At 46.8% G+C, this 23,016-nt stretch carries 26 protein-coding genes; 22 read left to right on the top strand and 4 right to left on the bottom strand.

Going from position 1 to position 23,016, the window contains the following annotated elements; translation table 11 throughout:
* Positions 1-139 precede the first annotated feature (139 nt).
* From DB398_RS08960 to DB398_RS08870, 19 genes are all read left to right on the top strand, one after another.
* Positions 140-1,069 carry a bifunctional riboflavin kinase/FAD synthetase gene (locus DB398_RS08960; protein ID WP_108424056.1) on the top strand — a complete coding sequence of 310 codons (930 nt, stop codon included), beginning with the start codon at positions 140-142 and terminating at the stop codon, positions 1,067-1,069.
* Positions 1,070-2,386 (top strand): HTTM domain-containing protein, encoded by a 1,317-nt coding sequence (locus tag DB398_RS08955; protein WP_108424055.1) that lies wholly within the window; start codon positions 1,070-1,072, stop codon positions 2,384-2,386.
* 52 nt (positions 2,387-2,438) lie between these two features.
* Entirely contained in the window at positions 2,439-3,710 is a 1,272-nt protein-coding gene (serS, locus tag DB398_RS08950; protein WP_108424054.1) for a serine--tRNA ligase, read from the top strand.
* A 99-nt stretch (positions 3,711-3,809) separates the two neighbouring features.
* On the top strand, positions 3,810-4,427 hold the full coding sequence (locus DB398_RS08945; RefSeq protein WP_108424053.1) for an FEKKY domain-containing protein: 618 nt from the start codon (positions 3,810-3,812) through the stop codon (positions 4,425-4,427).
* Positions 4,428-4,604: 177 nt separating this feature from the next.
* Positions 4,605-6,341 carry a tetratricopeptide repeat protein gene (locus DB398_RS08940; RefSeq protein WP_108424134.1) on the top strand — a complete coding sequence of 579 codons (1,737 nt, stop codon included), beginning with the start codon at positions 4,605-4,607 and terminating at the stop codon, positions 6,339-6,341.
* 147 nt (positions 6,342-6,488) lie between these two features.
* On the top strand, positions 6,489-6,806 hold the full coding sequence (locus DB398_RS08935) for a DUF4286 family protein (RefSeq protein ID WP_108424052.1): 318 nt from the start codon (positions 6,489-6,491) through the stop codon (positions 6,804-6,806).
* 4 nt (positions 6,807-6,810) lie between these two features.
* On the top strand, positions 6,811-7,119 hold the full coding sequence (locus DB398_RS08930) for a gamma-glutamylcyclotransferase family protein (RefSeq protein WP_159076369.1): 309 nt from the start codon (positions 6,811-6,813) through the stop codon (positions 7,117-7,119).
* Positions 7,120-7,137: 18 nt separating this feature from the next.
* The gene (rsmA, locus tag DB398_RS08925; protein ID WP_108424050.1) at positions 7,138-7,998 is read left to right on the top strand and encodes a 16S rRNA (adenine(1518)-N(6)/adenine(1519)-N(6))-dimethyltransferase RsmA; all 861 of its coding nucleotides are present in this window, start codon (positions 7,138-7,140) and stop codon (positions 7,996-7,998) included.
* Positions 7,985-9,340 carry a magnesium transporter gene (mgtE, locus tag DB398_RS08920; protein WP_108424049.1) on the top strand — a complete coding sequence of 452 codons (1,356 nt, stop codon included), beginning with the start codon at positions 7,985-7,987 and terminating at the stop codon, positions 9,338-9,340. Before rsmA ends, mgtE begins: the two co-directional genes overlap by 14 nt.
* Before the next feature lie 10 nt (positions 9,341-9,350).
* Positions 9,351-9,716, top strand: coding sequence for a cupin domain-containing protein (locus DB398_RS08915; protein WP_108424048.1), 366 nt, complete (start codon positions 9,351-9,353; stop codon positions 9,714-9,716).
* Between the two features lie 19 nt (positions 9,717-9,735).
* The gene (locus DB398_RS08910) at positions 9,736-10,668 is read left to right on the top strand and encodes a 2-hydroxyacid dehydrogenase (protein WP_108424047.1); all 933 of its coding nucleotides are present in this window, start codon (positions 9,736-9,738) and stop codon (positions 10,666-10,668) included.
* Positions 10,669-10,677: 9 nt separating this feature from the next.
* Positions 10,678-11,094 carry a response regulator transcription factor gene (locus DB398_RS18660; RefSeq protein ID WP_108424046.1) on the top strand — a complete coding sequence of 139 codons (417 nt, stop codon included), beginning with the start codon at positions 10,678-10,680 and terminating at the stop codon, positions 11,092-11,094.
* Between the two features lie 98 nt (positions 11,095-11,192).
* A complete protein-coding gene (locus DB398_RS08900) occupies positions 11,193-11,699 on the top strand; it encodes a DUF4199 domain-containing protein (protein ID WP_108424045.1) in 507 nt (168 codons plus the stop codon).
* 7 nt (positions 11,700-11,706) lie between these two features.
* Entirely contained in the window at positions 11,707-12,165 is a 459-nt protein-coding gene (locus DB398_RS08895; protein ID WP_108424044.1) for a DUF1801 domain-containing protein, read from the top strand.
* Positions 12,162-12,548 (top strand): VOC family protein, encoded by a 387-nt coding sequence (locus tag DB398_RS08890; RefSeq protein WP_108424043.1) that lies wholly within the window; start codon positions 12,162-12,164, stop codon positions 12,546-12,548. Before DB398_RS08895 ends, DB398_RS08890 begins: the two co-directional genes overlap by 4 nt.
* A gap of 52 nt (positions 12,549-12,600) precedes the next feature.
* Positions 12,601-12,987 carry a hypothetical protein gene (locus tag DB398_RS08885; protein WP_108424042.1) on the top strand — a complete coding sequence of 129 codons (387 nt, stop codon included), beginning with the start codon at positions 12,601-12,603 and terminating at the stop codon, positions 12,985-12,987.
* Positions 12,988-13,086: 99 nt separating this feature from the next.
* On the top strand, positions 13,087-13,410 hold the full coding sequence (locus DB398_RS08880) for an ArsR/SmtB family transcription factor (protein WP_108424041.1): 324 nt from the start codon (positions 13,087-13,089) through the stop codon (positions 13,408-13,410).
* 2 nt (positions 13,411-13,412) lie between these two features.
* Positions 13,413-13,901: a DUF6428 family protein gene (locus DB398_RS08875; RefSeq protein ID WP_108424040.1), complete on the top strand. Its 489-nt coding sequence runs from the start codon at positions 13,413-13,415 to the stop codon at positions 13,899-13,901.
* 11 nt (positions 13,902-13,912) lie between these two features.
* Positions 13,913-14,404, top strand: coding sequence for a GNAT family N-acetyltransferase (locus tag DB398_RS08870; protein WP_108424039.1), 492 nt, complete (start codon positions 13,913-13,915; stop codon positions 14,402-14,404).
* 1 nt (position 14,405) lies between these two features.
* On the opposite strand, the gene DB398_RS08865 is transcribed toward DB398_RS08870, so the two are convergent.
* The 3 genes from DB398_RS08865 to DB398_RS08855 all read right to left on the bottom strand — a co-directional run bounded on the left by DB398_RS08865 (position 14,406) and on the right by DB398_RS08855 (position 18,063).
* Positions 14,406-16,223 carry a GNAT family N-acyltransferase gene (locus DB398_RS08865; RefSeq protein ID WP_108424038.1) on the bottom strand — a complete coding sequence of 606 codons (1,818 nt, stop codon included), beginning with the start codon at positions 16,221-16,223 and terminating at the stop codon, positions 14,406-14,408.
* 80 nt (positions 16,224-16,303) lie between these two features.
* Positions 16,304-17,554 (bottom strand): aspartate kinase, encoded by a 1,251-nt coding sequence (locus DB398_RS08860; protein ID WP_108424037.1) that lies wholly within the window; start codon positions 17,552-17,554, stop codon positions 16,304-16,306.
* 26 nt (positions 17,555-17,580) lie between these two features.
* Entirely contained in the window at positions 17,581-18,063 is a 483-nt protein-coding gene (locus DB398_RS08855; RefSeq protein ID WP_108424036.1) for a GNAT family N-acetyltransferase, read from the bottom strand.
* Between the two features lie 110 nt (positions 18,064-18,173).
* On the opposite strand from DB398_RS08855, the gene fbp reads away from it, so the two are divergent.
* Complete coding sequence (gene fbp / locus DB398_RS08850) at positions 18,174-19,181, top strand: class 1 fructose-bisphosphatase (protein ID WP_108424035.1); 1,008 nt, start codon at positions 18,174-18,176, stop codon at positions 19,179-19,181.
* Here the strand turns inward: fbp and DB398_RS08845 are convergent.
* Positions 19,178-19,606, bottom strand: coding sequence for a tellurite resistance TerB family protein (locus DB398_RS08845; RefSeq protein ID WP_108424034.1), 429 nt, complete (start codon positions 19,604-19,606; stop codon positions 19,178-19,180). The two genes, fbp and DB398_RS08845, sit on opposite strands and share 4 nt — an antisense overlap.
* 110 nt (positions 19,607-19,716) lie before the next feature.
* Here DB398_RS08845 and DB398_RS08840 point away from each other — a divergent pair, with 110 nt between their 5' ends.
* Both DB398_RS08840 and pdeM read left to right on the top strand, forming a co-directional pair.
* A complete protein-coding gene (locus DB398_RS08840) occupies positions 19,717-22,179 on the top strand; it encodes a ligase-associated DNA damage response DEXH box helicase (RefSeq protein WP_108424033.1) in 2,463 nt (820 codons plus the stop codon).
* Positions 22,180-22,280: 101 nt separating this feature from the next.
* A complete protein-coding gene (pdeM, locus tag DB398_RS08835; protein ID WP_108424032.1) occupies positions 22,281-22,913 on the top strand; it encodes a ligase-associated DNA damage response endonuclease PdeM in 633 nt (210 codons plus the stop codon).
* Positions 22,914-23,016: the final 103 nt, after the last annotated feature.

The following is a 23,016-nucleotide window of genomic DNA, read 5'->3' as shown; positions in this document are numbered from 1 at the left end:
TTCCAATACCCCTGCTGCCCATGAACGTAAAAGCAGCTAAAAATTATGGTTATTGAAAAAACAAGGTGTAATTTAGCTCTCATACCGATTCAGGGCGTAGTATTAATTCAAATGTAAGCCTTTTTTATTTCTTGATCAGTTGGAAACAATCCATAACATTTCTCACTTCAACGACAATTCATTCCAAACGGTAACCACCATCGGTACCTTTGATGGTGTGCACCTAGGTCACCGAAAGATATTGGAACGCCTCACAAACAATGCCAAAAAAACAGGACTGAAATCCACAGTGCTCACTTTTTTCCCCCATCCGCGAATGGTACTGCAGAAAGATGTGGACATCAAACTGTTGAATACCTTGGAAGAAAAGACCCAGATATTGGAGACCTTGGGCCTGGATTACTTGATCGTGCATCCATTTACGATGGAATTTTCAAGGTTGTCCGCCACTGATTTTGTGAACGATGTTTTGGTGAACGGCCTAAAGACCAAAAAAATCATCATCGGTTATGACCATAGATTTGGGCGCAACAGAAATGCGAACATCCAAGATCTCATTGCCTTTGGTGAAACCCTGGACTTTGAAGTGGAAGAAATCCCCGCCCAGGAAGTGGACGACATTTCGGTGAGCTCCACAAAAATCAGAAAGGCACTTTTGGAAGGCGACATCACCACGGCCAACAATTATCTGAGCTATGCCTATATGCTCACAGGAACCGTAAAAAAAGGAAAGGGAATGGGCAGGGACTTTGGGTTCCCGACCGCGAACCTGCACATTGCCGAAACGTATAAACTCATTCCAAAAACAGGGGCCTACGTGGTCAGCAGCACCATCAACGGGAAAGTGTATTTTGGGATGATGAACATAGGATACAACCCCACGGTGGATGGCACCGAAAAGAGCATCGAGGTCAATTTCTTCGATTTTGAAGGCAACCTCTATGACCAAAAGATACAGGTATCCCTCCTCCATCGGATCCGTGACGAACAAAAATTCGGTTCCATTGAAGAACTCAAGGCGCAACTGAAAAAGGACAAAGATTACTCGTTGGAACTAATCGCGAAATAGATGCTCGCCCATTTCCTGTTCAAAAAGATAGACAACGCCCAGCTCATCGTCTTTCGCATTTTCTACGGGCTTTTGGTGAGTGCGGAATGCTATGGCGCCATAGCCACTGGTTGGGTACGGAGAACCTTGGTGGAACCCAAGTTCACCTTCTCCTTTATCGGTTTTGAATGGCTACAACCCCTTCCGGGCAACGGCATGTACATCTATTTCGCGATTATGGGCACTTTGGGACTTATGATCGCCTTGGGCTATCGGTACCGCTTTGCGGCACTCACCTTCGCCCTAATGTGGACCGGGGTCTATCTCATGCAAAAGACCTCCTATAACAACCACTATTACCTGTTGATGCTGCTGGCCTTCATCATGGCCTTTTTCCCTGCCCACAAAGATGCTTCGCTGGATGCAAGGCTCTATCCCAGGCTGCGGTCACACAGCATGTCCAACTGGATTCGGTGGACCATCATCCTACAATTGTTCATTGTCTACACCTATGCGTCCGTCGCCAAACTATATGCCGATTGGCTGGATTTCAGTATGATAGAAGTGTTGATGCAGTCCAAAAAGGATTACGCCCTGATCGGTGAGTTGCTCCAACAGAAGTGGGTGCACAAAATTGTGGCCATCTTCGGCATTCTCTTTGACCTGCTCATCGTTCCCGCACTTTTGTGGAGGCCCACACGGAAAATTGCCTTTGTGTTGTCCATTTTCTTCCATCTTTTCAATAGTATTGTGTTCCAGATCGGAATCTTCCCCTATCTGTCCCTTGCCTTTAGCCTGTTCTTTTTTGAACCACAGACCATCCGGAACATTTTTCTCAAGACCAAGACCGTTGAAATGGACGGGGCCCATGTCCTTCCAAAAAATAAAAACCGCATTCTGGTCATTTTAGGGATTTACTTTGTGATCCAGATCGCGTTGCCGCTGAGGCACCATTTTTTTGTGGATGATGTGCTCTGGACCGAGGAAGGGCATCGATTGAGCTGGCGCATGATGCTGCGCAGCCGCTCCGGGACCATCCGCTACCGGGTGGTGAACAAAGAGACCGAAAAGGTGACCTATATCTCCCTGCAAGATTATCTGACCACCAAACAACGAAATCGGGTGGCCTGCTATCCCGATTTTTCATGGCAGTTTGCCCAACGGCTCAAAAAGGAGTTTGCTGACAAAGGGGAAGATGTGCAAGTTTTTGTGGACAACAAGGTAAAGGTGAACCAAGGGTCGTACCACGAGTTCATCGACCCTGAGGTAGATCTAGCCAGCGTGCCATGGAAGCATTTCTCCCACAACGAATGGATTCTACCTTCACCCAAGGAATAATAAGTTGGGGACTTCTTAATATTCGATTAAATTTGCGGCTCAAAATAAGGCCATGCTTCAATTACAGATTCTCAGGGAAAACAAGGAAAATGTCATCACTGCTTTAAAAAAGCGCAATATCGATGCAGAACCCATGGTGTTCAAGGTTTTGGAACTCGATGAAAAACGACGTGCCATACAGACCCAATTGGACAACACATTGGCCGAATCCAACAAACTTTCCAAGGAAATTGGAATGCTCTTCAAATCTGGAAAAGCACAAGAGGCCAATGAACTGAAGGAAAAGACCGCTGGCCTGAAGGAAGCGTCAAAACAATTGGGCGACGACCTGAATGCCACTGCGACCGCTTTGCAGGACCAATTGTACCTGATTCCCAACATGCCCCATGCCTTGGTACCCGCCGGAAGTTCCGAAGCGGACAATGAGGAGGTTTTCAGCGAGGGTGACGTTCCCAAACTATCCGAAGGAGCATTACCACACTGGGAGCTGGCCAAAAAATACGACATCATTGATTTTGAACTAGGGGTCAAGATCACCGGGGCCGGGTTTCCCGTCTATAAAGGCAAGGGTGCCCGATTGCAACGCGCCCTGATTTCCTATTTCCTGGATAAGAACACCGAAGCAGGATATACCGAAATGCAAGTGCCACATTTGGTCAACGAAGCCTCTGGTTACGGCACGGGACAATTGCCCGACAAGGAAGGGCAAATGTACCACGTGCAGGCCGATGACCTGTACCTTATCCCGACCGCCGAGGTCCCCGTGACCAACCTGCACCGGGACGATTTGTTGGCCGAAAGCGATTTCCCCATCAAATACACGGGCTACACCCCTTGTTTCAGAAGGGAGGCCGGAAGCTATGGCGCCCATGTGCGCGGACTTAACCGCTTGCACCAGTTCGATAAGGTGGAAATTGTGCGTCTGGAACATCCCGACAATTCCTACAAGGCCTTGGACGAAATGGTGGAGCATGTGAAAAACATTCTTAGGGAACTGAAATTACCCTACCGTATCCTTCGCCTTTGTGGGGGTGATCTGGGGTTCACCTCTGCCCTAACCTACGATTTTGAAGTCTTTTCCACCGCGCAGGACCGCTGGTTGGAAATCAGTTCCGTTTCCAATTTCGAGACCTTTCAGGCCAATCGCCTCAAGCTACGCTACAAGGACGAGACCGGGAAGAGCCAGTTGGCCCACACCTTGAACGGCAGTTCTTTGGCATTGCCCAGGGTATTGGCGGGCATTTTGGAAAATTACCAGACCGAAAACGGCATCCAAATTCCTGAAGTGTTGGTCCCCTATTGCGGGTTCGATATGATCGACTAGGGTTTTTCCCTATCCCATTTTCCAGTTGATATCCAACTTTGGATAGGCATAGTTTGCAACTTTTTGGTTTATCGCAAGTCATTGCAAAAAGATAGATCCATGAAGATCATTCTCCTATTGATCGGTTTAATGCATTTTTCTCATGCGCAGGGTCCAAAGGGCGTCGATGTTGTTATAAAGTTCGACAATCCTCCAAATGAAGAGCTCACTCGCGGATTCATAACTGTTGAAAGTGGAAACTATCTTGATGTTGTCGAGATAAATTCTTTGGATGATCTAAAAATTTCAATTCCACAACAAGGAAAGTATATTTTCCAGTTCAGTTCTCCCGATTTTCAGGCTGATTTTATGGCCCCGAAAGTGGTATTTGACCAATCAGTCATAATCCTGAAAATTAAACCCATCATGTCAAAATCCTCAAATATACCAGCATTACCAAAAAAAGGGATTTTCCTTATTTATAAGGAAAAAGTGAATTTTTCCGATTTGGCCTTCTTGATGCACGGTATAACGAATCAAGGAGATGAAAGGTTCAAAAACTTCACCGATGAGTATGGGGTAACTTTTGAGTTCGGAAATTGTATGATCGACCCGCAGACATATCAACTCTCCAAGGCCAATAATTTATTGATTGCCAATCTACTCAAAAAAGAACATGGTAACTCTTGGGTGGAAGAACTGCCGACCCTGCCATTTGGACTTTTGGGGCAACCCTGATCGACCCCATCATTTCAATTTGATGACAAGCTCCTAATATCTGTCAGCGCAATTCCAATATTTATTTGGATTCGCTTAACAGAATCCCAGGTATTTCTACGTTATATTTGAAATAAAAACAAGCGATTGCGGCACTTTTTGTTTCTCATATCATTCTGCGTGCTCCACATCTCGGCCATGGCCCAAGAGGACTTTTTGGCCAAACAATATTTCAATGATGGGGACTATGAGAAAGCGGTGGTCTTCTACGAAAAGTTGGCTGAGAACAATCCCAGACGCACCGATTATGCCGAGGGACTGGTGGCCTGTTACCAACAATTGGAACGCTACGATGAGGCCGAGGCCTTTTTGCAGGAGAAGATAACCGACCCCTACGCCTTTCCCACTTTTTATATTGAACTGGGCTATAATTACACCCTTCAGGACCAATCTGAAAAAGCAGCCGTACACTATGAACAGGCCATCCAAAAAATAGACGAAAACCCCAATTATGGATACAGTGTGGGCTATCGTTTCCAAAAATACAACCTGCTCGACTATGCCATACGAGGCTACTCCAGGGCCATGGAGCTCAAGCCAGACTTGAACTACGACTTTCAACTGGCGCGCATCTACGGGGAACAAGGTGATATCGAGAAAATGTACCAATCCTATCTCAACCTGATCTGGGAAGGAAAGACATCGCGCTCCAATGTGCTTCGGAACATCGATGATTTTATTTCCGAAGACGCCACGGACGAAAACAACGCCCTACTCAGAAAGGTACTCCTCAGAAATGCGCAACAAAATCCCGATGTGCTCTGGAACGAACTTCTGAGCTGGCTCTTTGTGCAACAAAAACAATACAACAGTGCCTTTGGACAGGAAAAGGCCATTTATAAGCGTGCCGAAGGAAGCAACATGGACCGCTTGGAAAATCTGGGGGACATTGCCCTGGAGGACAAAGACCTTGAAACTGCCACCTCCATTTTCCAGTACATCGTGGACAGCAGTGACGACCCAAGGGTCAAACTGAATGCCCAACTCCAACTCATTGATATTGTGCTGGAAAATCCCACGCAAAAAACACTGGACGATGTGGAAAAACAGTTCAAGGACCTCGTGGCCGAGTATGGGAATCAAGGCCAAACGTTACAGCTGCAGATAGCCTACGCCAATTTTCTCACCTTCAAACGGGAAAGGCCCGAACCTGCCATTGGCATGCTCAAGGAAAGTCTGGAACTGCCCATGGGAAGGCTGGCCATGGCCTATGTAAAATTGGCCCTTGGAGATATTCTGGTGTACGACCAGCGGTTCAATGAGGCCCTCATCCTCTATACCCAAGTGCAAAAAAGCCTCAAGAACGATGTACTCGGACAAGATGCGCGCTTCAAGGTGGCACAGACCAGTTTCTACAAAGGGGATTTTGATTGGGCACTTACCCAATTGAAGGTGCTCAGAGGCTCCACCTCCCAGCTCATCGCCAACGACGCCATGCAACTGAGCCTTTTGATATCCGACAATTCCCTGGAAGATTCCACCCAGACCGCATTGAAAAAATATGCCCGGGCAGATTTGCTCGCCTACCAGAACAAGAACAAAGAGGCGATTGAGACCTTGGAGGACATTTTGCAAAACCACAAAGGGGAAAAGATCGAGGACGAGGCCCTGCTGAAACAGGCCCAACTTTTGGTGGAACAAAAGGAGTATGAGAGTGCCGAGTTCAACTATAAAAAAATCGTGGAGTTCTATGCGGATGGCATTTTAGCCGATGATGCCCATTTTGCCCTTGGGGAACTCTACCAAAACATCCTGAACGATCCAGAAAAGGCAAAGGCCCATTTTGAAAAGATCATCTACAACTATCAGGACAGTTATTATTTCCCACAGGCCCGGACCAATTTTAGAAAGCTCCGCGGGGATGCTATTAATTGATTTTTTGCAATTCCCACGAAGGCAGGAATCTCATCATAAAGATTTTTCAACTGTTCACTACCTACATTTGTTCCATGACGTCCGAAACTATTGGATTCCCAAAAAAAATAGACTAATTTTCACCTCTATCGAAATTTAAAACGACAAATGCTCATTTACAACGTCACCATCAATATTGATGAAAGTGTCCATGACAAATGGTTGGTATGGATGAGGGACAAACACATTCCCGATATGTTGGAAACCGGCAAATTCTCCCATGCCAAAATGGTCAAGGTCCTGGTGGAGGATGATATGGGCGGGGTCACCTATTCCATCCAATACACCACACAGGACAGGCAGACCCTCGAGGCCTATTATCGGGAAGATGCAAGCCGCCTGCGGGCCGAGGCACAAAAAAACTTTCCCAACAAATTTGTGGCCTTCAGGACAGAATTGGAAGTCATCAGCCAACAAATTCCCTAGCACCTTGGAACACCTTTTCACCTATGGCACCCTGCAAGAAGGGCAGGTACAGCAAGATGTCTTTGGGCGTCTCGTGCAAGGCCATCCCGATGCACTTTTGGGTTTCAAAAAGATGGAAAATGCCGTTTATGGCCAGTATCCTGTGGTCATCCCAACTGAAGACACGAAGGACAAGGTGAAAGGGACCGTGTACCAAGTCTCCATCACCGATCTGGAAAAGGCAGATGCCTATGAGACCGATGCCTACAAACGGGAAAAATTCCCTTTGGAATCTGGTCTGGAGGCATGGGTCTATATCGAAAATTCCCAGTAACTTGCAAAAAAACCGGCCGTGTCCAAAAAGAAGAAAAAATGGTCTGCCCAAGGCGGAGCCAAAAAACAGGAAGAAGGTGCCGTTCGGGCCAAGAAGCATTTGGGACAGCATTTTCTCACGGATGAGACCATTGCCGAACAGATAGCAGGGACCCTTACGCTAAAAGGGTACAAAAACGTGCTGGAGATCGGCCCCGGAATGGGTGTGCTCACCAAACATCTGCTCAAGCGTGATCTAGATCTCGTGGCCATGGACCTCGATGCGGAATCCATCGTGTACCTGAACCACAGTTTTCCCTTGGAACATTCGGAAATCCTTCAAAAAAACAATCGTCTGAACGTCATCGAGGCCGATTTTTTAAAGTTCGACCTGACGGAACTCTATGGCGATGAGCCATTTGCCATCACAGGCAACTTCCCCTACAACATTTCCAGTCAGATTGTTTTCAAAATGTTGGAAATGCGGGAACAGATCCCAGAATTTTCAGGGATGTTCCAAAAAGAAGTGGCCCAGCGCATCTGTGAAAAACCAGGGAGCAAGACTTATGGCATCCTGTCCGTGCTGGTACAGGCCTTCTATGAGGCTGAATACCTGTTCACCGTGCCACCCACCGTTTTTGACCCGCCACCAAAGGTGGATTCCGGTGTATTGCGCCTGATCCGAAGGGACGAACAGAAATTGGCCTGCGACGAACGCCTTTTTTTCAAAGTGGTGAAAACGGCCTTCAACCAACGGCGGAAGACCATCCGCAACAGTCTTAAAACCTTCGGCCTATCCAATAATCTCAAAGAAGATACTATCTTTGACCAACGCCCGGAACAGCTCAGTGTGGCAGATTTTGTAACGTTGACCCAAAAGATAGCCAATGACCCCGTTTAAACTTACAGACGAGCTTTTAGAAGAGATCCAGCAACTGATCGCGGAGCAGAAGAACGCCGAGCTCCAGTTGATGATGCAGGAATTCCACTATGCCGACATCGCAGAGATTGCCGATGAACTGGATGTGGACGAGGCCACCTATCTCATCAAGCTGCTGGACAGTGAGAAGACCTCCGATATCCTTGCGGAAATGCACGAGGACATCCGGGAAGCGGTATTGAACAACCTTACCGCCAAAGAGATCGCGAGCGAGTTGGAGGAACTGGATACCGACGACGCAGCGGACATCATCAACGAGCTGCCAAAGGAAATCATCCAAGAGGTGATCTCCGAAATCGAGGACAGGGAGCACGCCAAGCACATTGTGGACCTGTTGCGCTATGACGAGGACACCGCTGGGGGTTTGATGGCCAAAGAGCTTGTGAAAGTGAACGAAAACTGGAACGTGCTCACCTGCGTGAAGGAAATGCGGGCCCAAGCCGAAAATGTGACCCGTGTGCACTCCATTTATGTAGTGGACGACGAGGGAATACTCAAAGGAAGGCTCTCCTTGAAAGACCTGCTCACCACATCCACCAAAACGAACATCAAAGATGTGTACATTCCCAAAGTGGACTATGTCAATGTGAACGAAAACGCTGAGGATGTGGCCAAGATCATGTCCAAGTACGACTTGGAGGCCATTCCTGTAGTGGACGAGATCGGTAGACTGGTGGGGCGCATCACCATTGATGACATTGTGGACGTGATCCGGGAAGAGGCCGACAAGGATTATCAATTGGCCGCCGGTATCTCCAGGGAGGTGGAGGCCGACGACAGCATCTGGGAAATCACCCGCGCACGCCTACCCTGGCTACTCATAGGCATGTTCGGAGGCATCGGTGCAGCAAGCATCATCAACAGTTTCCAACCTTTGATGGGAGACTTTCCCATATTGCTCATTTTTGTACCCTTGATCCAGGCCACAGCCGGGAACGTTGGGGTCCAATCTTCGGCCATCATGGTACAGGGATTGGCCAACGACACGGTAAAGGGAGAGGTCATGAAACGACTTTTGAAAGAATTTGCCATTGGTCTCATCAATGGCCTCGCCATTGCTGCAGTGGTATTATTGGTCAGTCACTTTTTGTTCAACACCCCCTACGTGGTTTCCATTACCATTGGGATTGCCGTCATCCTCGTCATCATCATCGCGGCCCTTATCGGGACCTTTATCCCCGTGTTCTTGGACAGGCGAGGCATTGACCCCGCCATTGCCACAGGGCCATTCATCACCACAAGCAACGATATTTTTGGAATCTTGATCTATTTCTCCATCGCCAAACTGATCTTGGGGATTTAAATTTCTGCCGATGAAACCCATCAACCTAAAACAAAAACATGCCGAATTCACGAAGCAATGGCATCCGCACCAAATAGCCGTTGTGGACGATATGCAGGTACTTCTTGCCAAACTACAGGGCGAATTTGTCTGGCATTCCCACGAAAACGAGGATGAACTGTTCCAAGTGATCAAAGGGACCCTCTATATGCAATTTAGGGACAGGACCGAAGTGGTCCGTGAAGGTGAGATCATTGTAGTGCCCAAAGGGGTGGAGCACAACCCGATGACCAAGAACGGGGAAGAGGTGCATGTGCTGCTCTTTGAAAAACTGTCCACTTCGCATACCGGCAAGGTCCAACACGAAAAAACCCAGACCCACTATCCAAAAATCTAGGAATCGTATCTTTGATCCCATGAAAATTCTCCACGTTGACACCAACCACCCATTGCTCTTGGAGCAATTTGCCCAATTGGGATTTGAAAACCACGAAGACTATACCTCTACCAAAGAAGAAGTGGAAAAAAAAATCCACTTGTACGATGGAGTGATCATCAGGAGCCGGTTCACGCTGGACCAGCAATTTTTGGAAAAGGCAACCAACCTGAAGTTTATTGGCAGGGTCGGGGCCGGATTGGAAAACATCGATGTCCGTTATGCCAAACACAGGGGCATATACCTCGCTTCTGCACCCGAGGGCAACCGCAACGCTGTTGGCGAACACGCTTTGGGCATGTTGCTCTCCCTGATGAACCATATGTGCAAGGCCAACCGCGAGGTGAAAAAGGGCAAATGGGACCGTGAGGGTAACCGCGGTGTGGAACTGGACGGCAAGACCGTGGGGATCATCGGTTATGGGAACATGGGCAAGGCATTTGCCAAAAAACTAAGGGGCTTTGATGTAGAGGTGATCTGTTATGACATCGTGGGCGGCGTGGACGACGAGAATGCCCGTCAAGTAGGGATCATGGAGTTCCAGCAAAAATCCGATGTGGTGAGCCTTCACGTTCCCCAAACGGAACTTACCCAAGGCATAGTAAATTCCGAGTTCATCAATGCATTCCACAAACCTTTTTGGCTGTTGAATACTGCCCGGGGCAAATGTGTGGTGACCGAGGACCTCGTCACAGCATTGAAATCCGGGAAGGTATTGGGCGCTGGGCTGGATGTGTTGGAGTATGAGAAAAAATCCTTTGAGAACATGTTCGTCCAAAAACCCAAGGCCTTCAAATACCTCCGAAAGGCAAAGAACGTTCTGCTGACCCCCCATGTGGCCGGATGGACCGTGGAAAGCAAGGAAAAGCTGGCTCAGACCATTGTGGACAAGGTCAAGGCCAAATTTTGCTAATTTTATGGGGTGAAAAAGACTATTCTTGTGTTCTCTGCATTGATCATTGCCTTGTTGGCGCTCTTCAAGTTGAGTTCCTATGCCTACTTTTCCGGGGATACTTCCATTGAGATCATCCTTTCCGGAATAGCCCTTGTTTTTTTCTTCGTAGGGTTATACATCAACAGAAAGACCATTCGCCCATCCGCAGACCCCAGTGGTCCCATCGACCTAAAAAAAGTGGAGCAGCTCGGCATAAGCAAAAGGGAATATGAAGTACTGGTCCATATTTCCAAGGGATTGTCCAATAAGGAAATCGCGAATACCCTTTTTGTTTCCGAAAGCACCATCAAAACGCACGTTTCCAACCTCCTCCTAAAGCTCGATGCCAAGCGGAGAACCCAGGCCATACAAAAGGCCATAGACCTGCAAATTTTATCCATCTAGACTTTTTCAAAGGAGTTTTCCCCGATTTTGGTACTTTAGTATGAGCCCTCAACTGTACCGCACCCCTACTTTTGGTCCAATCTTTTAAATTGAAAACCATGAAAAAAACAGTAGTGAAATTTGGAGCGTATGGTGCCATCACCATTTGTGTCCTCTTTCTGATCAGTTGGTTTGCCTTGGATGGCCTCTCCTTATCGGTTCAGGAAGTGTTGGGCTATGTGTCCATTGTGCTTTCCCTCAGTTTTGTCTATTTTGGGATCAAACAGTATAGGGACAAGGAAAACGCAGGCAAGCTAAGTTTCAAGGATGCGTTGATCATCGGTATCCTGATCAGCCTTATCACTGCCCTTGTATTTGGGCTTTTGGATGTCTTTTACACCGAGGTGCTGAACCCTGATTTCATGGCCGATTACTATGAAAATGCCTCCGATAATTTAAGGGCATCCCTCCCTGCGGATGAGTTGGAGGCACAGTTGGCCCGACTGGAAGCGGAGCGTGAACAATTTTCCAATCCTCTGATGTCCTTCACCTTTATGGCCCTTACGGTTTTCATCATTGGGTTCATCATCAGTCTGCTTTCTTCATTGATCTTACATCGAAAATAATTCCAATATGACCATAGACGCCAAAACACCGGAAGAATACATCAGCAAAGTACCCGAAGAGCGCAAAGATGCCATTTCAAAATTGCGAGAGACCGTAAAAAACAACCTTCCCAAGGGTTTTGAGGAATGCATCAATTATGGGATGATCGGTTTTGTGGTGCCCCACTCCCTCTATCCGGACGGCTACCATTGCGACCCAAAGCTTCCCCTGCCCTTTGCCAACATTGCCTCACAGAAAAATTTTGTGGCCTTGTACCATTCGGCCATCTATGCCGATAAAAAAATTCATGATTGGTTCGTGGGCGAATATCCCAAACATGTGAGCACCAAACTGGACATGGGCAAAAGCTGCATCCGTTTCAAGAACATCCAGAACATTCCCTATCAACTCATCGGGGAATTGTGCCAAAAGATGACGCCTCAGGAATGGATCAAGATCTATGAACAAAACATCAAAAAATCATGAAAAATAGAGTAACGGGATTGGGCGGTTTTTTCTTCAAGACCAAAGACCCGGACAAAATCAAGGAATGGTACAAGGAGCATTTGGGCCTCAACACGGACCCTTACGGCTGTTCCTTTTGGTGGAAGGACCAAGAGGGCAAGGATTGCATGACGCAATGGAGCCCAATGGACGAACATTCATCCCATTTCCAACCCAGCGAAAAACAGTTTATGATGAACTTTAGGGTAGAAAACCTTGTGGAACTATTGGAAGCCCTCAAAAAGGAAGGGGTCCAGGTCATCGGGGAGATTAAAGAATATGAGTATGGAAAATTTGGTTGGATCATGGATCCCGAAGGCAACAAACTGGAACTATGGGAACCTGTTGATAAAGCATTCCTTTAGATATTGATTTATTTCCTACATTTAGCTTTCATTAACCAACACATTTAAAACAATGTCCGAAGAAAAAAAAGACTTAGGAGACAAAGCTGAAGAAGCTGCCAAAGAATTCAAAGAAGATGTAAAGGATACCTTTGATCCCAAAAATCCTGATAGTGGGAAAACTGTGGCGATTATTGCCCATTTGACCTTGATCGGATGGATCATAGCCATCATCATGAACAGTAGCAACAAAACCGCTATTGGTTCTTTTTACATCAGACAGATTCTTGGCATCTTCCTTTTGGGATTTGTCTTGGGAATCATTCCTATTGTGAATTTGATCGCATGGATTTTCCCGTTCATCTTATGGATCATGAGTTTGATCGGAGCCATCAACGGAAATCAAAAGCCTGTATTTTTGGTGGGTGAGCATTTCCAAAACTGGTTCAAAAGTCTATAATTGATAGTACCCAAAGCCGAATATTTTTCTGTTCGGCTTTTTTATTTCGATATATCATCGTAATATTGCAATATTAAATTTTCATTCATAGGCATTTTCATGGGAGCCTCCAAAACACATATGTTTTCCGCAACCCACAATGAGCTGGCAAAAATTGCCAAGGTCATGGCGCATCCTGCACGGGTCGCCATATTGGAGTATATCAGCAAACAGGAAAACTGCATCTGCAACGACCTTGTGGATGTAATTGGCCTGTCTCAGCCCACCATATCGCAACATTTGAACGAAATCAAGAAGATAGGTCTCCTCAAAGGCACCTTCGAAGGAAAGAACCTCTGCTACTGCATCAACCAAGAACGTTGGGAAGAACTGCAACAGTCCTTCCATCTGTTCTTTTCCAATATTAACCGTAATTGCTGTTAACCATGAAAACATCCGAATTCCTATCCCTTTTAAAACAACATCAAGACAAAAGTTTACACTTTGAATATGCACCGGAACGGTTCGTTGGGGCCAACTACCACATCACCGAAGTGAAGAACATCACCATTGACGCTGTTGACTGTGGTGCCAATACCGATTTTTGGAAAGAGACCATTATCCAGCTTTGGGAAAGTCCAAAGGAGAAAGGCAAGACCGAGTTTATGTCGGCCTATAAAGCGTTGGGTATCCTGAACAAGGTGGACCGCATCAAACCCATGGTCCAAGATGCCGAGATCAAATTTGAATACAGCAATCCTCAATTCCATACCGCCCAACTTTATGTGAGTGATTATGTTTTGGACAACAAGGCCCTCATCATGAAACTATCCGTTGAAAAAACGGATTGCAAGGCCAAGGAGACCTGCGGCGTTGTTGTGGAAGATCCAGTTGCCGAAAAAGCATGTTGTACCCCAGGATCAGGCTGTTGTTAATCCAGAGTGATATGATAGTCCGACAGATGATTGCTTCCGATTGGGAGCAGGTTTCCAACATCTATTCCGAAGGAATAGCTACAGGATTTGCTACATTTGAGACCAGTGCCCCTGGTTATGACCAATGGGACATCTCCCACACCACGCATTCCAGATTGGTTGTTGAGGAAAACGGTACCCTTTTGGGGTGGGCGGCCCTCTCACCGGTATCCAGCCGTTGTGTATATGGAGGTGTCGGTGAAGTCAGCATCTATATTTCCGCCCAGAGTCGCGGCAAGGGAATAGGCCGATTGTTGATGGAACGCTTGATCGAAGAAAGTGAAAAAGCCGGTTTTTGGACCATACAATCTGGAATCTTCCCTGAAAATTCGGACAGCATCAAACTCCATGAAAAGATGGGCTTCCGATATATTGGCAAACGCGAGCGGATAGGCAAGATCTATGGAGTATGGAAAGACAATCTGTTGTTTGAAAGGCGTAGCAGTACCGTAGGGATGGACTGATCTAGCTGACCACTGGACCATTGCCTTCGGCCATCTTTCGCTCCAACTCGGCCTGGAACTCCTCCATCACAGGTTTTACCGTGCTTTCGGGTAGATCGGCAATCTTGATGTACATAAGCCCATCCACAGAATTGTTGAAAAGAGGGTCCACATTGAAGGCCACCACTTTCGCATTCTGCTTGATGTACTTTTTGATCAATACCGGCAATCTTAAGTTCCCTGGCTCCACCTCGCTGATGAGCTTATCGAACTTGTTCAGGTCGGCCTGGGTCTCATCAAATACAAACTCCTTGTCAGCATCCTTGAGTTTTACCTTGAATTCCTTTTTGGGACGGATATATTGGGCCACATAAGGATCCCAATAGTTGGACTTCATGAACTCGATCATCAGGGATTTTGAAAAATTGGAGAACTGGTTGCTGATGCTCACCCCCCCGATCAGGTATTTATGCTCCGGATGCCTCAATGTGGTATGAACAATCCCCTTCCACAACAAGAACAAGGGCATGGGTTTTTGTTGGTATTCCTTGATGATGTAGGCCCTTCCCATTTCTATGGACTTGGCCATCATCCCATACAGTTCTGGCTCAAATCGAAAAAGATCTTGCAGATAGAACCCATCTATCCCATATTTCTCAAATATTTCGGAGCCCAATCCCATTCGGTAGGCCCCGACAATGGCCTTGTCGTCATCGTCCCAAAGAAAAAGATGGTGGTAATAGGAATCGAATTTGTCCAGGTCGATGGCATTGTTGGTCCCCTCTCCCACTTCCCTGAAGGTCACTTCGCGTTGCCTCCCAATTTCGTTCAGGCAAAAGGGCATATCCTCTTGCTTGGCCAGGAACACTTCATAATTTTTGCTCTGGAGCACGCGACAATCCTTTTCGCGCAACCGCTCTATTTCTTCGGCAAGCACTTTGGCATTGATGGGCGTTGCGATTTTCTGGGGCGGTTTCGGGATCTTCAAAGAGGTCGGTACCTTGTCTATCAAACGTTCCTTTTCAAAGGCATTGGCCAGCAGATAGGTCTTCTTTCTGAGCAGTTCGGTAAAGGATTCCAAAGTCTCCTCCTCGTTCTGTGTGGCCACCGATATGGGCTGCCCAATACGCACCTTAATGGGACGCATCCGCTGTGAGGTCAGCTCTGACGGTAGTTTGGCCGTCCGGAACACATCGTTCATTTTGGAAAGCGCATAGAAAAGACGACTGTTCCTCGCATGGAAATAGATGGGTACTACGGGCACTTCCGCTTTTCGGATCAGTTTGATGGCCGCTTCCTCCCAAGGCCTGTCCACCACTAATTTGCCATCTTTGTAAGTGGACACCTCCCCCGCCGGGAAAATCCCCAGTGGGTGGCCTTCCCTCAAATGGTTGAGTGCACTTTTGAAACCAGTGATACTGCTCTTGGCATCCTTGTGGCTCTCAAATGGGTTAACGGGCATGATGTAGGGCCGAAGGGGCTCTATCCGATGTAGCAGAAAATTGGCGATGATCTTGAAATCGGGACGCTCGTTGGACAACAGCTTAAGGAGCAGCACCCCATCTATTCCCCCAAGGGGATGGTTGCTTATGGTGATATAGGGCCCGGACTTGGGAAGTCTCTTCAGATCTTCCTCCGGAATCTCAAAATCAATTTCATAATGTTCAAGGATGGCATCCAGAAATTCCGGCCCCGGAAGTTCCTTGTTCTTGTTGTAGAATCGATTAATGGTGGTAATCTTGGTGGCAACCATCAAAAGCCATCCCACAAAAGTTCCCAAAAAGCCATATTTGTCCAGATGGACCACTTTTGCCACTTCTTTCGCAGTAACCAACCCCATGCATGTGTGTATTTAGGTAGGGGTAAAGATAAAAAATTACGGCCATTGTGTTTTCAGGTCCTACATCTGATCGGAAGTCCTTATTTCACAACAAGTTGCACCGTTTCCTTGCCACGTTGCTCCACCAATACGGATTTGCCGTTCTGTAGGGATTTGACCGCATCGTCATCAAAATGGCGAATGGTATAGAGCGATACGTCTTCGTGGCAGACCACCTTGAACTTTCGCTTCAATTCTTCCAACATTGGGTTAAGGCCATTGAACTTATTGTCCAGACAAACTGAAAAGCTGATGGCCGAATTCTGGATCATGTCCACTTTCAACCTATGGTCATGGAACAGTTTGAAGATTTCGCTGATATTGTCCTCCACGATAAATGAAAAATCCAAGGTGGAAAGTTTGAGTAGGACTTGGTTCTTTTTCACAATGAAACAGGGAACTTTTGGAACGATCCCGACTCCTTTGCCCACTGTGGTCCCTTTGTCCTTAGGGTTGATGAAGGATTTCACATGAAGTGGGATTTCCTTTCGTTGTAAGGGCTGTAATGTTTTGGGGTGGATCACAGAGGCACCGTAAAAGGCCAACTCTATGGCCTCCCTGTAAGAAATCAGGTCCAAAAGGGTTGTCTCCTGAAAGTTCCTTGGATCGGCGTTCAGGACCCCTGGCACATCCTTCCAGATGGTCACGGATTCCGCATTCAGGCAATAGGCCAAGATAGCGGCGGTATAGTCCGATCCCTCCCTCCCCAGAGTTGTGGTAAAGTTGTTGTCGTCACTCCCCAAAAAGCCCTGGGTGATGTTCAATTTGGACATATCCACCCTAGCCGACACCTCGGTTTGGGTCCGTTCCCAATTGATCTGGGCATCCCGGTAATTGTTGTCCGTCTTGATCATGGTCCGCACATCCAACCAGGTATTGGAAAGGCCCACCTCGTTCAAGTAGGCACTCATGATGGTCGTGGAGAAGAGTTCCCCATACCCTACCACTTGATCATATACGAAAGCGTATTTTGGTGATTTGTTCCAAGCCAGAAAACCCTTGACTTCTTCAAACAGCAGTTTTACTTTTTCGTGGATGGGGTGCTTGGGGTTTTTGAACAGGTCGGACAATATCCCGTTATGATACTCGATCACTTCCTGAATGGCCGCGGGAAGTGCGCTCTTATCATTAAAATAGGCCTCTACCACTTTTTCCATGGCGTTGGTGGTCTTCCCCATCGCAGAGATCACGACCAAGGTATCCTGGTAACCCACCTCTTTCAACACATTCACTACATTCTGCACCCCTTCAGCATCCTTCACAGAGGCACCCCCGAATTTAAAAACTCTCATTTATGGTATTTTTTAGTCAGGAAAGATCAGTTCAGGCTTTCCATATATTTTTTGATTCCGTTCTCGTCCAACTGTACCACATCCCAATCCCGCAGTACATTGGCCCCTTTTTTCTCATAAAATTCGATGGCCGGTTCGTTCCAATCCAAAACCTCCCAGCATATGCGCTTCACGCCAAGACCATGCCCATACCGCACCACCTCATCCAGCAAGGCAGTTCCCAGACCGCTCCCCCTCATCTTTTTGGAAACGATCAAATCCTCCAAATGGATGGCAGGACCCTTCCATGTGGAATATCTGGGATACACCAAGGCGATGCCGGCAATACCTTCATTTGTCTCGGCCACAAAGCAATGGAACAACTTGGTTTCCCCAAAACCATCCTTCACCAAATCCTCCTTGGTGATTTCAACGGCATCGGGTTCCTTTTCAAAATGGGCCAGTTCCTGGACAAGGGCAAATACTTGCGCCATGTCATCGGGCTTGGCATCTCTGATCGTGTATTCCATAATTGTTACAAATAAAACTCAAAGTTATAAAATTACAAAAATTGACATTGGCGAAATCGTTGTAGTTTCACAAAATGCACGATATTTGTCCACAAATAAAACAACCTTCCATGTTTGAAAAACAACACCGCACCTTGGGCGAGTTCATTATCGCCAATCAAAATTCATTTCAGTATACTTCAGGGGAACTTTCCCGCTTGTTGAACGGCATCCGTTTGGCCGCCAAAGTGGTGAACCATGAAGTGAACAAGGCCGGTCTTGTGGATATCATCGGAACGGCCGGGGACACCAACATTCAAGGTGAAGACCAACAAAAATTGGATGTGCTGGCCAATGAAAAGTTCATACAGACACTGAAAAACCGTGAAATTGTGTGCGGGATCGCCTCGGAGGAAGAGGATGATTTTATCAGCATCAACAGTTTTGACAAACAGCACCAAAACAAATATGTGGTGCTCATCGATCCTTTGGATGGCTCCTCGAACATTGACGTGAACGTTTCCGTAGGCACCATTTTTTCCATTTACCGAAGGGTTACCCCGGTAGGTACCCCGGTGACCCTTGAGGACTTTTTGCAGCCCGGAAAAAACCAGATCGCTGCGGGCTATATCATTTATGGAACCTCTACCATGCTGGTCTATACCACTGGGCACGGGGTGAACGGCTTTACGCTGAACCCTGCCCTAGGCACTTTTTACCTATCCCATCCCAACATGCAGTTTCCGGAAACAGGCAAGATCTATTCCGTGAACGAAGGGAACTATATCCATTTTCCACAAGGGGTGAAAGACTATATCAAATATTGCCAAATGGAGGAAGGCGATCGCCCCTATACGTCCCGATATATCGGGTCCTTGGTGTCGGATTTTCACCGGAACATGATCAAGGGGGGCATCTACATGTATCCCAAGAGCAGCAAAGTGCAGAACGGGAAGTTGCGTTTGCTCTACGAGTGCAATCCCATGGCCTTTTTGGCGGAGCAAGCCAATGGCAAGGCCAGTGATGGGTTTAGGCGCATTCTGGACATACAGCCCACAGAACTCCACGAACGGGTGCCCTTTTTCTGTGGGAGCAGAAAAATGGTGGAAAAGGCCGAGGAGTTTATCTCAAAGGCCTAGTCTTGTCTTTTAACAATCTCGTGGTAATCCTCAAAGGCAATCTTGCCCTTGAAGATGGCTATGGATTTATCAATGATATGAGAAGCCTTTTTGGGTGAGAATCCAAGTCCAATGGCATATTTTTCAACCATTCTGCGCTCCTGATCGTCTATATCATGGTCTGAAAAGATGATCTGGAAAAAATCGAACAGTCGCTGATACCTTTTCTCTCCACTATGAGGTGTCTCAATAGGGTATTTGTTCTCTTTTTTCATCACCTCTTTAATCTCATCCTCAGTAATGTCGAGTTTGAACGCAAACTTTTCCAAAATTGCCCGCTCTTCGGAGTTGATTTCTCCATCAATGGCAGCCAAACTGGCCAGAGTGGCAAAATGGGCCAAGTTTTTTCTATGGTCTCCGTGCTCGTAAAGGTCTAAAATGGGCATATCTCAAATTTTGTGGCACAAATATAAATCTTATCGTAAAAAAGGAGGATAAATCCCCATAAAAGAAATTCGTAATTTTCAATCCACGTACAACGGTCAACATCCAATCCCTGAAAAATCCTGAATTGTTCCATATTGCCGAAAGTTGGTTCCAGCAACAAAGTTGGAAGCCTTTTCCGTTCCAAAAGCAGACCTGGACCGCTTTTTTGGAAGGTAAGCACGGCCTATTGAATGCCCCCACCGGCAGTGGCAAGACCTATGCGCTGTGGTTTCCCATTGTGCTGAACTACATCCACAACCATCCGGATTACCAAACCAAACACAAAAAGGGATTGAAAGCGGTTTGGATCACTCCCCTCCGTGCCCTTTCCCAGGAAATCAAACAATCTGCAGAGCGTATAACCCAAGATTTGGGCACCCAAATGACGGTAGGTATTCGGACCGGGGACACCTCCACCAAGGAGCGATCCAAACAGCGGACGGCCATGCCGGATCTTTTGATCACTACTCCGGAAAGCCTGCATTTGTTGTTATCCTCCAAAGGCTATGCAAAACTTTTTAAGGATTGCACCGCTATAGTAGTGGACGAGTGGCACGAACTTTTGGGCACCAAACGGGGTGTTCAGATGGAGTTGGGCCTCTCCCGATTGAAAACCGTGTGCAAAAACCTTCGTATTTGGGGCATTTCGGCCACCATTGGCAATCTGGAGCAGGCGCGGGAAGTGCTGTTAGGTCCAACTTCCAAAGAACTGGAAAACTCGGTGTTGATCAAGGCAGAAATCAACAAGAAAATCACCGTCAAGAGCATCATCCCCGAGGAAATGGAAACGTTTCCATGGCGAGGTCATTTGGGGTTGCATCTTTTGGAAGACGTTATCCCCATCATCAATAATAGCAAGACCACCCTACTTTTTACCAACACCCGGAGCCAGTGCGAAATCTGGTTTCAAAAAATCTTGGAACAACACCCCGAATATGCCGGGGAACTGGCCATGCACCACGGCAGCATCAATAAAGAAACTCGACTTTGGGTGGAACAGGCCATCCGAAATGAAAGCTTGAGGGCAGTGGTCTGCACCTCCAGTTTGGACCTTGGTGTGGATTTCGCCCCCGTGGAAACCGTGATTCAGATCGGCGGCCCCAAAGGGGTGGCGCGATTTCTACAGCGTGCAGGGCGAAGCGGTCACCGACCCGGAAAGGAGAGCGTCATCTATTTTTTGCCCACCCATGCCATGGAACTTATCGAAGCTTCGGCCATGCAAAAAGCCGTTCGCCACCATGCTGTGGAAGATCGGATTCCGTACTTGAACAGTTTTGATGTGCTGCTGCAATATTTGACCACTTTGGCGGTTTCCGATGGGTTTTATCCTGATGAAATTTATGAGGAAGTGAAGCAGACCTTTTGCTATCAGGCCCTTTCCGAAGCACAATGGCAATGGCTGCTCAATTTCTTGGTGATGGGCAGTCAAAGTTTGAAGAGTTATGACGAATACAAAAAAGTGGAGGTTGAGGATGATGGTAAATTCATCGTGAACAGCAGGGCGGTTGCTATGCGGCACCGGTTCCAGATTGGGACCATTGTGGGCGATGCCACCATCCATGTGCGCTACCAAAAGGGAGGATATATCGGAAGCATTGAGGAATATTTCATTTCCAAGTTGAGTCCTGGGGATGTCTTCACGTTTGCTGGGCGAAATCTGGAATTCATTCGGATCAAGGGTATGTCGGCCCATGTGGTCAACTCCACCAAACGTACCAATAAAGTGCCCAGTTGGATGGGCGGTAGGTTAAGTTTCTCAGCTAAAATGTCGGAACTGCTTCGCGAGGAATTGTACACTGCCGAATTGCCCCAAAACGAACAATCGCCAGAAATCCAATCCCTTGCCCCCATGTTCACCAAGCAAAGGGAGGAAAGTATGGTGCCCCAACCTCATCAATTTTTGATAGAGACCTTTAAAACTTCGGACGGTTATCATCATATTTTTTATCCGTTCGAGGGGCGTGCCATTCACGAGGGAATGAGCAGCCTACTGGCCTATCGCATCAGTTTATTGACCCCCATCACCTGTTCCCTTGCCTTTAATGATTGTGGGTTTGAATTGCTGTCGGACAAAAAAATCGATATTCAAGCCATTTTGGACAATGACCTCTTCACTCCGGAATACATGCTGTCCGACCTTCAAAAAAGTCTGAATTCCAACGAAATGGCAAGACGAAAATTTCGGGATATTGCCGTCATCAGTGGAATGGTATTCACGGGGTATCCGGAAAAAGGGGTAAAAATGAAACACCTGCAAAGCAGTTCCGAACTGTTGTTCGATGTGTTCAAAGATTTTGAGGATGACAACCTATTATACCAACAAGCCTATACCGAAACCTTTGAACATCAATTGGAGGAAGGCCGATTACGATTGGCATTGGAACGCATTGCCCAACAAGAGATCGTGTGGAAACAATGCAAAAACCCCACTCCTTTTTCCTTTCCCATTATCACCGATCGGTTACGGGAAAAGTTGTCCAACGAAAAATTGGCGGATCGCATCAAACGCATGACCGCAAAGCTGACCCGATGACAATGTCATGCTGAACTTGATTCAGCATCTCACAAAATGACAATCCATTTAAAGTTAATAATGAAAACAAACTACTTTAAATTTGCAACAACAAGTCATCTGTGAGCCAAACCATCCAAATAAAAAACCAAAACTTTACTCTGCACCCTTTGGGTGGTCTTTTTTGGGAAGAGAAATCCCTGTTGCTCATCAGTGATGTGCATTTAGGGAAAGTGAACCATTTCCGAAAATTTGGGGCGGCTGTTCCTCGAAAGGCCATCCATCAAAATTTTGTGTTGTTGGACAGGATTGTGGCCGATTTCCAACCTTTTCAAATATGTTTTTTGGGCGACCTCTTCCATTCGTCATTGAACAAAGAATGGGAGCTTTTTGAAAACTGGGTGGCCAAAACGCCAGCCGAAATCATTTTGGTAACAGGCAACCACGATATCATCGCCCCAGAAAAATTCGAAAAATTGGACGTCAAGATCTTTCCAGAACTCATCATGGACCATTTTTTACTGACCCATCACCCAGAAGAGCGCGAGGGGTTCTTCACTTTTTGTGGACACATTCACCCCGCAGTAAAACTGAAGGGCTTAGGAAGACAACAGTTGCGGATCCCCTGTTTTTTTAAATCAGAGCACCAGATGGTCTTACCTGCTTTTGGGGAATTCACGGGAACCCATACCCTAAAACCTTCCAAAACCGATGAGGTTTTTGCCATTGTGGAGGACATGGTCGTAAAAGTTTAGCCTAATTGAGCCATACTACGATGTCATTCTGAAGACACAGAGTGTTTGAAGAATCCCTATCTAAAAAGAACAAGTTTAAGTTCAAATGCAAAAGGCTATACAA

Origin of the sequence: Flagellimonas amoyensis, assembly GCF_003058265.1 — a bacterium.
Lineage (GTDB): Bacteria > Bacteroidota > Bacteroidia > Flavobacteriales > Flavobacteriaceae > Flagellimonas > Flagellimonas amoyensis.
Note: the sequence above shows the minus strand (reverse complement) of the source record. Positions and strands in the feature narration are given on the sequence as shown.